The sequence below is a fragment of the Nonomuraea sp. LPB2021202275-12-8 genome, assembly GCF_037044575.1.
Classification (GTDB): domain Bacteria; phylum Actinomycetota; class Actinomycetes; order Streptosporangiales; family Streptosporangiaceae; genus Nonomuraea.
This window is the reverse complement of record NZ_JBAHWD010000002.1, coordinates 180,782-195,554: the sequence shown is the minus strand read 5'-3', so window position 1 is coordinate 195,554 and position 14,773 is coordinate 180,782. Positions and strand designations below refer to the sequence as shown.

Below are 14,773 nucleotides of genomic sequence, written 5' to 3'. Positions count from 1 at the left end.
TTACTTGTGCGATAGACGCCGGGCGAGCACATCGCCCAGGCTCTGCATGATTTGCACGATCACGATGAGCAGCACGACGGTCACGATCATGAGCACCGTCTCGAACCGCTGGTATCCGTATCTGACGGCCAGGTCGCCGAGCCCGCCACCGCCGATGGTCCCGGCCATGGCCGAGTAGCCGATCAGGGCGACCACGGTCACGGTCACCCCCGCGACGATGCCCGGCAGCGCCTCGGGCAGCAGCACCTTCCAGACGATGGCGGCGCGGCCCGCCCCCATCGCCTGAGCCGCCTGGACCACATCCCTGTCGACCTCGCGCAGCGCCGTCTCCACCAGGCGCGCGAAGAATGGCACCGCCCCGACGGTGAGCGGCACGACCACCGCCGCCGTCCCGATCGTGGTGCCCACGACCAGCCGGGTGAACGGGATGATCGCGATCATCAGCACGATGAACGGCAACGACCGCCCCACGTTCACGATCAGTCCGAGCGCCGACTTGAACACCGGCAGGGGGCGGAGCCCGCCCCGGTCGAACACGACCAGCGCCACGCCCAGAGGCAGCCCGAGCAGCACGGTGAAGACCGCGGCCCAGCCCACCATCACGGCGGTCTGCCAGGTGCCCTCCCACAGCAGGGGCGCCATCTCGTCCCAGGTCATCCGGTCTGTCCGCCTTTCCGCGTCATGACGTCTCCACCAGCAGGCCACGCTCGCGCAGGTACGCCAGCGCGGACGGGACCTCCTCGCCCGCGAGGGCGACGCGCAGGCGGCCGACGGAGCCGCCCGCGAGCTCCTCGATCGAGCCGCCCAGGATGCTGACGTCCACGTCGAACTTGCGCACGACCTCCGACACCAGCGCCTGCCGTGGGTCGCCGGTGAAGGTGAGCGTGACCGAGCCCGCCGGCGCGGGGTCGGGCAGCGGGAAGATCTCCCGCGTCAGCCGCGAGCCCGGCGTCCTGATGAGCCCGGCGATCGGCCCCGACTCCTCGATCCGGCCGCCGGCCATGATGGCGGCGGAGTCGCAGATGGTCTTGACGACGTCCATCTCGTGGGTGATCAGCAGGATCGTCAGCCCGAGCTCGGTGTTGAGCCGTTTGAGCAGGGCCAGGATCGACTGCGTGGTGCCCGGGTCGAGCGCCGAGGTGGCCTCGTCCGACAGCAGCACCGCCGGGTTGCCCGCCAGCGCCCGGGCGATGCCGACCCGCTGCTTCTGCCCGCCGGACAGCTGGTGCGGGTGGTCGCCCCCGCGGCCGCCGAGCCCCACCAGGTCGAGCAGCTCGCCGACGCGTCGCCGTCGCTCCGCCCTGGGCACGCCCATGACCTCCAGCGGGAAGGACACGTTGCCGGCGACCGTGCGCGAGGAGAGCAGCGCGAAGTGCTGGTGGATCATGCCGATGCGCTGGCGGGCACGGTTGAGCTCCCTGCCGCGCAGCGCCGTCAGGTCCTGCCCGGCCACCGTTACGGTGCCGGCGGCGGGCCGTTCGAGCAGGTTGACGCAGCGGAGCAGGGTGCTCTTGCCGGCGCCGCTCTGGCCGACCACACCGTAGATCTCGCCCTCGCGCACGTGCAGGTCGACACCGTCCAACGCGACGGTGTCGCCGTACAGCTTGCGCAGGCCGGATACCTGGATCACGACATTTCCCCACGACTGAGAGCGGCCACCCAAGGGGCCGCGCAACGGACATCAGCAGCAGAGGACGGGCTAGCGGGTGCCCGGATGGAATGGCAGGTGACTCAGCCTGCGCAGCACGAACAAGGGTGTGATCACGGTGACCTTCGAGGGATGCGGGCGGGTGGTTCTCAGCGGGCCTGCATGGCGGACATTCGCCCCATACGCATGCGACAACACCAGGCGCCCATGGCGCTCCGGTCGTCCGCGTATGCCTCGTTCACGCCGTGTGCAACAGCGTTGTTAGCCCCTCCTATTCCGGTTATGTCCGGTGATCTGAGTCACTGTACGGTTTCGCGCTCCTTGTACGGGTCCACCAGGGGGATGACCCGCTCGGCGAACTGCGCCTTGATCTCGGACATCCGGGGGCCGGGGGCGTAGAAGCGGCCCTTGGTCTCGCCGTACGGCCGAACCCAGCGCTTGGCCGCGAGGTCGCGCAGGTCGCGGGCGGCCTGGCCCTGGCTGAGCCCCTCGTCGGCCTGGTATCGGCTGCGTCGCAGCCGGGTGTTCACGAACACCTCGTATAGCGCGGACACGACGCGGGGGTTGAGCGCGTCGGCATCGATCCGCTCTTCCAGGAGGGTCCAGATCTCTCCCGCCTGTGCCAGGCGCTGTGCCACGCGCTGGGCTTGAAGGTGGTGTGCTCGCAGGCAGAACCGCACCCATGCCAGGGTGTCCCCGTGCGGACTCCAGCTCCGCCGACCGACCTCGCCGAGGACGTCGTAGTAGTCGAGAGTGGAGCGCTGCTGGCCGAGCCACTCCTCGATCGAACAGAACTCGGGTGTCGTGATCTGATCCCGGCCGAGCACCAGGGTTTGCAGGGCCCGCGACATCCGGCCGTTGCCATCCCGCCAGGGATGGATCTTGACGAGATTCAGGTGCGCCATTGCGGCGCGGACGTACCCGGGGGCGCCGAGATCCCCGTCGTTGAGCCACTCGACCAGCTTGTCCATCAATTCCGGCACCCGTTCGCTGTCCGGCCCCTCGTAGACCACCTCGCCGGTCTCTGAGTTGCGGATGTAGACGCTTCCGGGCCGGATGACGCCCGGCGACTTGTCGCGATGGTGGCCGATCATCATGAAGTTCAGTGCGTTGAGCAGCCCCGCGTCATACCGGAAGGCAGAGGCCCTGGAGAGCTGCTGGATATAGGTCAGGGCCTGCTGGTATCCGGCGATCTCCCTGGCCACGGGGCCGGTCGTCTCCAGCGGCTCCTCCCCCGCCATGATCGACTCGATGTCCTCGACGCTGGCCTGGTAGCCCTCGATGGAGTTGGACCCCTGGATGGCGCGCGCCTGCAGCTGCCGGCGGAGCTGGCCGTCCCAGCGATGGGTCTCGGCCAGGCGGTATTTCAGATCGCGCCGCATGTCCTCGATCTCGGCCAGCACGGCTTTGTCCACCGCCTCAAGCGCGGGCGTTCCGTACAGCATGAGGTCAGCCAAGCATCAACGAATCATTCAGTCAAACGGCGGGATGATTCAACCATCTATATACGGAAAATAATGATCTTTGATACGAGCACACGGGCACCCCGCCGCAGCGGGAGCTGCGACGGGGTGCGCGTCATGGAGGCCGGGTCAGGCGGCGACGGAAGACGCCACCTGCGCCGGGGCGAGGGCGATGTCGAGCACCTCGCGCACGTCGCCGACCGGGTGGATGGTCAGCTCGTCGCGGACCTCCTGGGGCACGTCGTCCAGATCCGGCTCGTTGCGGGCCGGGATGAGCACCGTGGTGATGCCCGCCCGGTGCGCCGCGAGCAGCTTCTGCTTGACGCCGCCGATCGGCAGGACCCGCCCGGTGAGCGAGATCTCGCCGGTCATGGCCACGTCGCCGCGGACCAGGCGGCCCGACAGGAGCGAGGCCAGCGCGGTCGTCAGCGTCACACCGGCCGAGGGGCCGTCCTTGGGCACGGCGCCCGCGGGGAAGTGGACGTGGACCGAGCGGTCCTTCAGCGCGGTGACCGGCAGCTCCAGCTCCGCGCCGTGCGAGCGCAGGTAGGACAGTGCGATCCTGGCCGACTCCTTCATCACGTCGCCGAGCTGGCCGGTCAGCGTGAGCCCGGTCTCGCCGGTCTCCGGGTCCGCCAGCGACGCCTCCACGTAGAGGACGTCGCCGCCGGCGCCGGTGACCGCCAGGCCCGTCGCCACGCCGGGCACCGAGGTGCGCTGGGTGGCCTCGGGCAGCGACGACTCCGGCACGAACCGCGGCCGTCCGAGGTAGCCGACCAGGTCGTCCGCGCCCACGGTGGCGGGCAGCTCGTCGTTGGCCGTCACCTTGCGCAGGATGCGGGCGATCGAGCGCTCCAGCGACCGGACCCCGGCCTCGCGGGTGTACTCGGCGGCCAGCCTGCGCAGCGCGCCCTCCTCGACCTTGACCTCTTCGGCCGTCAGGCCGGCCAGGTCCAGCTGCCGGGGCAGCAGGTGGTCGCGGGCGATCGCGACCTTCTCGTCCTCGGTGTAGCCGTCGAGGGTGACGATCTCCATGCGGTCCAGCAGCGGCCCGGGGATCGCCTCCAGGACGTTGGCCGTGGCCAGGAAGAGCACGTCGCTCAGGTCGAGCTCGACCTCGAGGTAGTGGTCGCGGAAGGTGTGGTTCTGCGCCGGGTCGAGCACTTCGAGCAGGGCAGCGGTCGGGTCGCCGCGGTAGTCGGCGCCGACCTTGTCGACCTCGTCGAGCAGGACGACCGGGTTCATCGAGCCGGCCTCGCGGATGGCCCGGACGATGCGGCCGGGCAGCGCGCCGACGTAGGTGCGCCGGTGGCCGCGGATCTCCGCCTCGTCGCGGACGCCGCCGAGCGCGACGCGGACGAACTTGCGGCCCATCGCGCGGGCGACGGACTCGCCCAGCGAGGTCTTGCCGACTCCGGGCGGGCCGGCGAGGGCCAGCACCGCGCCGCTGCGGCGGCCGCCCACCACGCCGAGACCCTTGTCCTGGCGGCGCTTGCGCACGGCCAGGTGCTCGATGATGCGGTCCTTCACGTCGGACAGGCCCGTGTGGTCGGCGTCCAGCACCTCGCGGGCGCCGACGATGTCGTAGGTGTCCTCGGTCCGCTCGTTCCAGGGGATGTCGAGGACGGTGTCGAGCCAGGTGCGGATCCAGCCGGTCTCGGGAGACTGGTCGGAGGTCCGCTCCAGCTTGTCGACCTCCTTGAGCGCCGCCTCGCGCACCTTCTCGGGCAGGTCGGCGGCCTCGACGCGGGCGCGGTAGTCCTCCTCCTCGGTCCCGGCGGTGTCGCCGTTGAGCTCCTTGAGCTCCTTGCGGACCGCGGCGAGCTGCTGGCGCAGCAGGAACTCGCGCTGCTGCTTGTCCATGCCCTCCTGGACGTCCTTGCGGATCGTCTCGGCCACGTCCAGCTCGGCGAGGTGGTCGCGGGACCACTCGATCAGCCGGGCCAGCCGGTCAGCCGGGTCGGCGGCCTCCAGCAGCTCGACCTTCTGGGCGGTCGTCAGCCACGGGGTGTAGCCGGAGCTGTCGGCCAGCACCGACGGGTCGTCGATCTGGTTGACCTGGTCGACCACCTGCCAGGCGCCACGCTTCTGCAGGATCGTGGTGGCCAGGGCCTTATACTCCTTGGCCAGCTCCTGGGCGCGCTCGCCCGCGGCGACGGTGTCGACCGTGCTGACCTCCACCCACAGCGCCGCCCCCGGTCCGGTCGTGCCACTGCCGACGCGCACCCGGTTGACGCCGCGGACGACCGCGGCGGGCTCGCCGCCGGGAAGCCTCCCGACCTGCTCGACAACGGCCTGCACGCCGACGGCGCCGTAACGGCCGTCGATCCGGGGAACGAGGAGGACCTGCGGCTTGTTGCGACCGGATGCCTGTGCCGCGTCGATGGCGGCCCGCACCTCGGAGTCGGACAGGTCCAGGGGAACCACCATGCCCGGCAGGACGACAGCGTCATCCAGCGGCAGGACCGGGAGGATCAAGCTCTCACTCATGCGCACTCCAAAGGGTTGAGTTACATGGACTCAATTCATCAGAGCCCGCCATTGTTCCCTTCGCTGCGACTGTTCGCTCAGAGCGATCGTAATTATGTAAGCGATACCTGGGAATGAGGGGGGATCAGACCTTGGTGGGACGCGGCGCCCCCGGCCCCGCTCGTAGGCTGTGGGCGTGATCCCGGCAGTGGTGCGGCCTGTTCAGCTCGCGCTCTATCAGGGTGTGGCCGACCCTCCGGCGCCCCGCTCGCGGCGGCTGACAGTCCGGTTGCCGCGCCGGCTCGCCGTCGTCCCGACCTCCCGGCTGGATCTGGTGCAGGCGGCCGACGCGCTGCTGGCCGCGATCGCGTTCCTCACCACGCTCTCCCAGGTGTCCGACTGGAATGTGAAGGCCGTCTCCCCCGTCTCCGAGGGCTTCTCTCTGCTCATGGCCGTGGGCGTGGCCCTGCCGCTCGCGCTGCGCGACAGGTGGCCGCTGGCCGCCTGGCGGACCGGGTTCCTCATGCTGCCGATCGGCGTCTGGGTGACCTCGTCCATCGGCGTCCGGCCCGCCGATGCCCCCTACACGTTCCTGATGGTGCTGTCCTGTCTGCTGGTGAGCTACTCGGCCGCGGTACGCTGCGAGCGGCGGATCACCGTCGCGATCTGGGTGCTGAGCGTCCTGACGGCCTGGATCATCCATCCCAACTCCATGCCCGTCGCGGCGGTCATGGTGACGGTCGCCGTCCTGTTCGGCTACAACGTGCGCGTCCGCCGCACCGCCACGGCCCAGCTGGTCGTGGAGGAGCAGCGCACACAGGAGGCGGTGGGCGCCCAGGCCGTGCTGGAGGAGCGGGCCCGCATCGCGCGCGAGCTGCACGACGTGGTGGCGCACCACATGTCGGTGATCGCGATCCAGGCCGAGGCGGTCCCCCTCAAGGCGGCGGGCGATCCGGCCCAGCTCGAAGCGGGGCTGGCGGACATCCGCGGCCTGTCGCTGGACGCGATCGCCCAGCTCCGCCAGGTGCTCGGCGTGCTGCGCGACCAGGACGGCCGGACCGACACCGCGCCGCTGCCCGGCCTCGACCGGGTCGAGGAGCTGATCGCCAACGCGCGGGCCACGGGGCTGACGGTGCTGGTCAAGCGGCCCACGTCGCTGGAGGGCCTGGCGCCCGCGCTGGGACTGTCGGCCTACCGGATCGTCCAGGAGTCGCTGAGCAACGCCATGCGCCACGCGCCGGGCGCCACGGTCGTGGTCGACATCGGCCGCGACGACGGCGGCTTACGCCTGCACATCACCAACGGCCCCGGCCTCGCCCCCGCCGGGCCGCGGGGAGCCGGTCAGGGGCTGGTCGGCATGCGCGAGCGGGCGGCGCTGCTCGGCGGCACGCTCGACGCCGGGCCGGTCCCCGTGGGAGGTTTCCAGGTGACCGCGACACTGCCGGTCGACGCCACGACCGAACGGGGGTCCGGGTGATCCGGGTGCTGATCGCCGACGACCAGGGCATGGTGCGCACCGGGTTCACCGTGTTCCTGAGTGCCCAGCCGGACATCGAGGTGGTAGGCGAGGCCGCCGACGGTCGGGAGGCGGTCGAGCGGGCGGCGGAGCTCGCCCCCGACGTGGTGCTGATGGACGTCCGGATGCCGGTCATGGACGGGCTGGAGGCCACCAGGCGGCTCCTGTCCTCCGGCGCGCGGTCCAAGGTCCTCATCCTGACCACCTTCGACCTCGACGACTACGTCTACGAGGCGCTGCGCGCCGGGGCGAGCGGGTTCCTGCTCAAGGACGCCTCCGCCACCCAGCTGGCCGAGGCGGTGCGGGTGGTGGCCGCCGGTGAGGCGCTCATCGCGCCGGCGGTGACCAAGCGGCTCATCCGCGAGTTCGCCAGGCTGGGCCCGTCACGGGCACCCGAGGCGGGCCGGCTGGCAGGGCTGACCGAGCGGGAGACCGAGGTGCTCACCCTGGTCGCCCAGGCCATGTCCAACCAGGAGATCGCCGGCAAGCTGGTGCTGGCCGAGCAGACCGTCAAGACCCACGTGGGGCGGGTGCTGATGAAGCTGGGGCTGCGTGACCGGGCCCAGGCCATCGTCTACGCCTACGAGACGGGGCTGGTGCGGCCGGGCGGGTGACGGCCGCCGCCCGGCGGATCTACAGTCGGCAGATGGACGTCGTCAAGCTGTTCCACGAGGTGGCGGAGACGGTGCCGGCCTACCGGGCGTTCCTGGCCGAGCACCACATCGATCCCCGGAAGATCACGACATCTCAGGATTTCGTGGGATTGCCGATGACGACCAAGGACGGCTACACGCGCCGCCATCCCCTGCCCGATCTGTGCCGCGACGGGGTGATCGGCGACATCATCGCGGTGTCGTCCGGCTCCACCGGGGTGCCGTCGTTCTGGCCGCGCTCCGCCTCTGACGAGCGGGTGATCGCCGCCCGTTTCGAGGAGATCTTCAGGGACTCCTTCGACGCCCGCGAACGCCGCACCCTGGCCGTCGTCTGCTTCGCGCTCGGCACCTGGGTCGGCGGCCTGTTCACCGTCAGCTGCTGCCGCCACCTGGCGGAGCTCGGATATCCGATCAGCGTGGTCGCGCCCGGCAGCGACAAGCAGGAGATCCTGCGCGTCATCCCCGAGCTGGCGCCACACTTCGACCAGGTGGTCCTGCTCGGTTACCCGCCCTTCCTGAAGAACGTCATCGACTCCGGTCTCCCCTGGTCCGCCTGGGACGTCAAGCTGGTCACCGCCGGCGAGGTCTTCAGCGAGGAATGGCGCACCCTCGTGGCCTCCAGAGCGGGCATCGACGACCCGCTGCGCGGCATCGCCTCCCTGTACGGCACCGCCGACGCGGGCGTTCTGGGCAACGAGACTCCGCTGTCGGTGGAGATCCGCCGCTTCCTGGCCGAACGACCCGCCACGGCCAGGGAGCTGTTCGGCGAGTCCCGCCTGCCGACGCTCGTCCAGTACGACCCCGAGGTCCGCCATTTCGAGGAGCACCGGGGCACGCTGCTCTTCTCCGGCGACAACGGCGTCCCGCTGATCCGCTACCACATCGCGGACGAGGGCGGGGTGATCCCGTACGAACGCATGCTGCGGTTCGTCCGGGAGCGCGGGCTCGAACCGTCGGCCCCCGGACCCGAACGGCCCTTCGTGTACGTCTTCGATCGCACCCACTTCACCGTCTCCTACTACGGGGCGAACGTGTATCCGGAGAACATCGCGGTCGGGCTGGAGCAGCAGGCTGTGAGCGCGCTGGTGACGGGCAAGTTCGTGCTGGAGGTGGTGGAGGACTCCGGCCGCGACCGGCACCTGACGGTCACGGTGGAGCTCGCGCCCGGCGAGAAACCGTCCCAGGAGACGGCCCGGGCCGTCGGCGGGTCGATCCTGGAGCAGTTGCTCCGGCTCAACAGCGAGTTCGGGCACTACGTGCCGGAGGCGCAGCAGGCGCCCGTCATCCGGCTGCGCGAGGCGGGAGACGCGGAATACTTCCCTCCTGGCGCCAAGCACCGCTACACCCGCTGACGGGCCGGGCGACGCTCAGTCGCATGCCTTCGAGGCATCGGGCCGACCGGCTTGAATGCCCTCATGAACACACCCGTCAATCCCGTGCTCTACATCGTCGTCTGCGCGACCCCGCGCGCCCGCGTCGTCGACGAGCTCGTCGAGCGGGCCATCGGACGCGGCTGGACCCCGTGTGTGATCGCCACGCCCCAGGCGGTGCGGTTCGTCGACGTCGCCGCTCTCACCGAGCTGACCGGCTACCCCGTGCGTCACGCGTACAAGGATCCTGACGCGCCCGACCTGCTTCCCGACCCCGACGCCATTCTCGTGTGCCCGGCGTCGTTCAACACGATCAACAAGTGGGCGGCGGGCATCAGTGACACCCTGGCCCTCGGCCTGATCACCGAGGCCATCGGCATGGGCCTGCCGCTCGTGGCCGCCCCCGCCGTCAACAGCGCCCAGGCCTCCCACCCCGCCTTCGAGCGCAACGTCGGCGAGCTGCGGGCCGCAGGGGTCACCATGCTGTACGGCCCCGGCATCTGGGAGCCGGCACCACCACGAAGCGCCGGAGCGCCGTTCGACTGGGATCTCGCCCTCGACGCCCTCGACGAGGCCCGCGACAGGCTCGGCTCGTAGCCGTACGCGCCGCGCGTCATCCCCGGCCGAGCCGCGTCACCCCTTGGTACTACCGGGAGGTTCAACCCCAGCGGTGACGCGGGTTACATGGCGGTCTTCGTAGCTTCGACGCCATGCGCACACGCCATGGAGTTCTCGGAATGCTCGCGTTCGGCGCGCTCGTCATCCCGCCCGCCCCGTCGAGCGGCCGTCTCGTGGAGGTCTTCGGCGATCCGGCCACGGCGGACGGGGTGGCGATCATCGTGCCGGGCGCGGACGTCACGGTGAAGACGTTCGACACCGGCCACCATCGTCCGGGAGGCTCGGCCCGCGCACTCCTGGCCGAGGCGTCCCGCCTGGATCCCGACAGGCGGCTCGCCGTGGTGGCCTGGCTCGGTTACGACTCCCCGCCGACCGTGAGCCTGGACGTCATGCTGGACACCTCTGCCACGCGGGGAGCGGCGGCGCTCCGCCGCGCCGTCGCCGACCTGCGCGGCCGGACGGCGGCGCCGATCACGCTGCTCTGCCACAGCTACGGCTCTGTGGTGTGCGTCAAGGCCGTCCCCGGTCTGCCGGTCACCGACCTGGTCGTCTTCGGCAGTCCCGGTCTCGAGGACCCCTCCTCCGCCGCGGCCCTCACCCCACCGCGGACACCCGCCGCCTCCACGTTGACCAGCACGGCCACAGCGCCCAGCGGGACGGTTCACCGCACGTCTCCCCCGCCGCGCCTCTGGGCCGGGCGAGGGGACGGCGACTGGATCAGGTTCGTGCCCAAGGTGAAGCTCGGACCGCTCGGCTTCGGCGCCGACCCGATGGATCCCGCCTACGGCGCACGACTGTTCGAAGTCGGCGCGGGCGGCCACAGCGACTACTTCAGACCGGGCACTGCCTCACTGCGCAATCTCGCCCTCATAGCCCTGGGCAGGCACGATGACGTGACCCGTGCACCGGCGGCTGGGACGTGAGCACAGGAGCCGCCGCCGAGATGCGTCGGATGAGGCCGGACGGCAGGAACGGCCGAGGCCCGACGGCGGGGATGGCTGGGCGTTCACGCCTCGGACAGTCGCTGCTCCAGCTCCGCCAGGTCAGCGACGAACCACGTCTGGCGGCCCTCGTTCGCCTCCCGGACCCAGTCGCCGAAGGACGAGCTGGCGGCGACATGGGGGGAAACGTCGCCCATGATGGCGAAGCCGAGCCGGTAGTTGGCGAACTTCTGCACCAGCTCGCCCGCGACCCGCGTACGGAGACTCCAGAAGTCCTCATGCAGCCGCTCGGTGGGGACGGCCACCCAGCGGGCCTGCTGAGACCAGGCTTCGCCGATCAGGTCGAGGGCGTCCTGCTCGCTGCGCAGGGGCTCGCCATGCGGTTCGCACACCAGGATGTCGGACACTTGCGCTCTCCTCACAAAGGATTCAGGGGCGTATTTCTCATCAGTGAATGGCGGTCGCCGCCTCGCAGCGGCGGGGCCGGTGGCGGGGCCGGCTTGCAGCCGTCATGGGACGAGCCGGTTGCCTTCACTCCCTCACCAGCGCCTCGACGAGCCTGAACACCTGGGCGGACATCTCCAGGTCGCCCAGGATGATGATCTTCAGGTTGGCGCGCTCCTCGTCGTAGACCAGCTCGACCCGGACGCCGTTCGGGCGGCCCACAAGGGCTCCCAGGAGCATGGTGCTCAGCCGGTCCATCTGGAGCCGGTCGATGCCGTCGATCCGCACGATGCTGGACGCCTCCACCTGGCGGGCGGGGACGGGGGGCGACAGGGTCCGTCCGGTGAACGCCTCAAGATCCTCGCGGGCGATCCGATACTGCTTGCCGATCTTGACGGCCTTCAGCCGGCCGTCGCGCACATAGTTGCGGACGGTCTTGACGTGAAGTCCCAGCAGGTCCGCTGCCTGCCCGACGGTGTAATCTTGCATAACGTTCCCTAATTTACCCCGATAAAGGGAATGACAAGGACGTTAAGGGAGTGCGCTCCGCTCCTGGCGAAGGGACGCGCTCGCGGGCCAGAGCGGGCGTAGGTTTGCGCGCATGGACCTCGTCGAGCTGACGCCCAACCTGCACCTGCTCCGTTTCGACGTCGGGCACGCCTATCTGTGGCACGAGCGCGACGCCCTGACGCTGATCGACACGAGCGTGCCCGGCTCAGGCGGCGACATCGAGGGCGCCATCCGGTCTCTCGGCTTCACCCCCCGGGACCTGAGGCGTGTCATCGTGACCCACGGGCACGAGGACCACCACGGCGCCCTCGCGGAGATCGCGGCCGACGCCACGGTGATGGTCCACCAGGCCGACGCGCCCGTCGTACGGGGAGAGGCAGCGAGGCAGCTGCCCGAGCGGGCGGACATGCCCGACTGGGAGCGGGAGATCTTCGACAGCCTCCCCCCGATCCCGCCGGTCCCGCCCGCCCGGGTCGATCAGGAGCTGGCGGGCGGCGACGTCATCGACTTCGGCGGCGGAGCCGAGGTGATCTCCATTCCCGGCCACACCGACGGCAGCATCGCCATCCACGTCCCGGCACACCGCCTGCTGTTCGCCGGCGACACCATCGCGCACGTGGACGAGCGGATCATGCTCGGCGTGTTCAACGTCGACCGTCCCAGGGCGGTCGAGTCCTTCCGGCGGCTGGCGGATCTCGAACTCGCCCCGGTCTGCGTCGGCCACGGCGACCCGATCACCGGCGACGCCTCAGCCGGTCTGCGCAGGGTGGCCGCCGAACTCTGACCCCGCGCCGGCCGGGGCGATGGGCGGCAGCGCGGTGAGGGTCCAGGCCTTCCTGATCTCGTCCAGGGTGGATCTGGCCAGCACGTCCGCCGTGCCGATCTCGCGTTGTGCCCGAGCCAGCGCGGAGAAGGAGCCGGAATGGCCGGGCCGTGACGCCTCGGTGATCAGTTGCTCGGTAACGTTCCCGGAGAAGACGGACGACACCGTGTCCAGGAAGTAGGCGCGGTTGGCGAGCGTCACGCCGAGCCTGGCGCCGCCGGGCAGGACGGCGGCGTGCTCGGCGATGCGGTCGCCGAGCTGGCGCAGGCCGCCCTGCCCGGCGACCACGTCCATCCGGAAGAACTGCAGGAGCTCCCCGGGCGTCGCGACGCCGTCCCCGGCGCTGTTGGCGGTTCTGGCCAGCTCGCGCTCGACGAGGCCTGCCGTGACCTCCGCCAGAGAACTGGGCCGGTCCGGCTCCAGCAGGGCCACCGCGGCGCGAGCCGTGCGGAGCAGGCCGCGGGGCATGCCGCCCGACAGGCAGTAGAACAGCGCCGCGAACGGGGCGGGCAGGCCGATGACGCGGGTGTCGAGGAGCTTCACGGCGGTGCGGTGATCCAGGGGCTCGACCCGGACGACCTCGTCGATGGCGCTGTCGAAGGCGTCGCGGCGGCCGGCAGGCGACAGGTCCGCCTCCTTGAGCGCCTCGTCCGAGACCGACAGCACGAACAGGCAGTGCGGCACGTCGAAGACGACCTTGAGCTCGTTGAGGAAATCCCGCGCGACGGCCGCCGGCGCGATCCGGTCGAGCTCGTCGATGGAGACCACCAGCCGCCGCGCCGGTATGGCGGTCGAGACCTCCTCCGCCACCACTCCGAGGAAGCCCGTCAGCATCTGGACGATCTCGGGGTAGGCCAGCGGCTGGCGAGTGTGAGTGGTCCCGCGTTTCGCCGACATGCTCCACGGCCCCCAGCCGCCGCTCGCGTTCAGCTCGCCCGAGCGCGTGTGCTGATACCGGACGCGCTGCAGGATTCTGGTCGCCTCGGGCGCGGCCCGGAGTTTCTCGCGGATCACCACCCTGCACAGCCTGGCGAGCAGGTGGAGCATGAACTCGCGCCGGTCGTAGACGACCGGCGCGGTCACCTCGACAGCCAGTTTCGCCGTGCTGTCGGGGGCGACGCCCTTGCAGTACGCGTTCAGCAGCTCGCTCTTGCCCGCCCCGCGCGGCCCGGCCAGCGCGATGCTGCCGCCGTCCATGCCGTTGCAGACCCTGATCAGGGTTTCCTCGGCAGGAGTCACCACGTGGTAGTCCAGCGCCCGCACCCGCCGCAGGCCGGGAGCGCTCATGACACTCAGGACGGTGGCGTACCTGCGCTCCAGCTGTTCGCCGATATGGGAGCGCAGGAAGCCCAGGACGCACTCGTGGAGCGCTTCGCGCCAGACGGTCTCCAGTCGGCTCGGCTCTCCCCCGTCGCCGACGTACTCGCTCGTGAACTCTGCCAACCGGCCACGCAGGAGCCAGTACGCTCCCGCGTAGATGATCAGAGTGCCGACGAGCAGCGCCCACTCCCAGCCGTAGGTGTCATCCGGGCCCGGCGGCCGGTGGTGTTCGTGCACCCAGAGGATCTTGGTGACCGAGGCGGAGAGGGACGCCGCCGCGAGCACCGCCACGAAACCGGTCGCGCCTACGACCGTCCCGTTCAGCCGCCGATCTTCGGCGGCCGAGTCTCCCGTCCGCACGGCGGGCACCAGGAACCAGTACGCCCACCAGGTGACGGCCCCCGCGATCGCGCCGAGGAGTGCGAGAGCCATGAGGATGCCCGCACTCTGGACCAGGACGTCGACGAAGGAGACCGGGCGGCGCTCGGCCATGGCCTGATCGATCTCGGCGCTCCAGCCGCCGGCGACGCACGCCGCCAGCGTGACCACCAGGGCGGCCACTCCCGTCGCCCAGGACAGGATCGACCAGCCGCGCTCGCTCCGCCAGGCGGCTTGCACCCCGCCGGCCGCCTGGAGGTACTCCTCCTCCGCGCCGCGCGCCTGGTCCATGATGTACGCCCGATGCTCCCGCGCGACCCGGCGCAGCGCACCGGCGGAGGTCTCGCCGGTGGCGCCCATGCTCGCCACCAGTTCCGGCTCGCGCAACGCGCGATCAAGGAGCTGGTTGAACACACCGGCTCGCTGCTCTTCGTCCACCTGCCGCCCGCTTCCTACCGGCCCCGAGGCGGGATGGCGGTTGCGCACCCCCAGAGAGACATCGGCGGGGTGAGGGGAAAGGTTTCGCCCGGGGCCTTGCGAAACACGGGCCCCGCGTGGTGGAGGCTTCGTGACCGAGCCGACGGGCAGGCGGCGGCCCGGCATCTCCCGGCATTACCGGC

General features: G+C 70.7%; 13 protein-coding genes. 6 read left to right on the top strand and 7 right to left on the bottom strand.

The annotated features are described in order from the left end of the window. From V5E28_RS04700 to lon, 4 genes are all read right to left on the bottom strand, one after another. Nucleotides 1-657, bottom strand: a complete 657-nt coding sequence (locus tag V5E28_RS04700; protein ID WP_336205103.1) for a methionine ABC transporter permease — start codon at nt 655-657, stop codon at nt 1-3. Between the two features lie 22 nt (nt 658-679). Continuing rightward, entirely contained in the window at nt 680-1,630 is a 951-nt protein-coding gene (locus V5E28_RS04695; RefSeq protein WP_336205102.1) for a methionine ABC transporter ATP-binding protein, read from the bottom strand. Nucleotides 1,631-1,947: 317 nt separating this feature from the next. Then, a complete protein-coding gene (locus tag V5E28_RS04690; RefSeq protein WP_336205101.1) occupies nt 1,948-3,093 on the bottom strand; it encodes a Fic family protein in 1,146 nt (381 codons plus the stop codon). 147 nt (nt 3,094-3,240) lie between these two features. After that, the gene (gene lon, locus V5E28_RS04685; RefSeq protein ID WP_336205100.1) at nt 3,241-5,601 is read right to left on the bottom strand and encodes an endopeptidase La; all 2,361 of its coding nucleotides are present in this window, start codon (nt 5,599-5,601) and stop codon (nt 3,241-3,243) included. A 175-nt stretch (nt 5,602-5,776) separates the two neighbouring features. Here lon and V5E28_RS04680 point away from each other — a divergent pair, with 175 nt between their 5' ends. From V5E28_RS04680 to V5E28_RS04660, 5 genes are all read left to right on the top strand, one after another. After that, nucleotides 5,777-7,057: a sensor histidine kinase gene (locus V5E28_RS04680; protein ID WP_336205099.1), complete on the top strand. Its 1,281-nt coding sequence runs from the start codon at nt 5,777-5,779 to the stop codon at nt 7,055-7,057. Continuing rightward, the gene (locus V5E28_RS04675; RefSeq protein WP_336205098.1) at nt 7,054-7,710 is read left to right on the top strand and encodes a response regulator transcription factor; all 657 of its coding nucleotides are present in this window, start codon (nt 7,054-7,056) and stop codon (nt 7,708-7,710) included. The genes V5E28_RS04680 and V5E28_RS04675 overlap by 4 nt, the downstream gene beginning before the upstream one ends. A gap of 32 nt (nt 7,711-7,742) precedes the next feature. Beyond that, nucleotides 7,743-9,101, top strand: coding sequence for a phenylacetate--CoA ligase family protein (locus V5E28_RS04670; protein ID WP_336205097.1), 1,359 nt, complete (start codon nt 7,743-7,745; stop codon nt 9,099-9,101). 63 nt (nt 9,102-9,164) lie between these two features. Next, the gene (locus tag V5E28_RS04665) at nt 9,165-9,716 is read left to right on the top strand and encodes a flavoprotein (protein WP_336205096.1); all 552 of its coding nucleotides are present in this window, start codon (nt 9,165-9,167) and stop codon (nt 9,714-9,716) included. A gap of 113 nt (nt 9,717-9,829) precedes the next feature. Then, nucleotides 9,830-10,660 (top strand): alpha/beta hydrolase, encoded by an 831-nt coding sequence (locus tag V5E28_RS04660; protein ID WP_336205095.1) that lies wholly within the window; start codon nt 9,830-9,832, stop codon nt 10,658-10,660. A gap of 83 nt (nt 10,661-10,743) precedes the next feature. Here V5E28_RS04660 and V5E28_RS04655 read toward each other — a convergent pair whose 3' ends face one another. Continuing rightward, nucleotides 10,744-11,085, bottom strand: a complete 342-nt coding sequence (locus V5E28_RS04655) for a DUF4180 domain-containing protein (protein ID WP_336205094.1) — start codon at nt 11,083-11,085, stop codon at nt 10,744-10,746. A 124-nt stretch (nt 11,086-11,209) separates the two neighbouring features. After that, nucleotides 11,210-11,611, bottom strand: coding sequence for a helix-turn-helix domain-containing protein (locus V5E28_RS04650; RefSeq protein ID WP_336205093.1), 402 nt, complete (start codon nt 11,609-11,611; stop codon nt 11,210-11,212). Between the two features lie 112 nt (nt 11,612-11,723). On the opposite strand from V5E28_RS04650, the gene V5E28_RS04645 reads away from it, so the two are divergent. Next, the gene (locus V5E28_RS04645; protein ID WP_336205092.1) at nt 11,724-12,416 is read left to right on the top strand and encodes an MBL fold metallo-hydrolase; all 693 of its coding nucleotides are present in this window, start codon (nt 11,724-11,726) and stop codon (nt 12,414-12,416) included. Here V5E28_RS04645 and V5E28_RS04640 read toward each other — a convergent pair. Then, a complete protein-coding gene (locus V5E28_RS04640; protein ID WP_336205091.1) occupies nt 12,381-14,591 on the bottom strand; it encodes a P-loop NTPase fold protein in 2,211 nt (736 codons plus the stop codon). The two genes, V5E28_RS04645 and V5E28_RS04640, sit on opposite strands and share 36 nt — an antisense overlap. Nucleotides 14,592-14,773 lie beyond the last annotated feature (182 nt).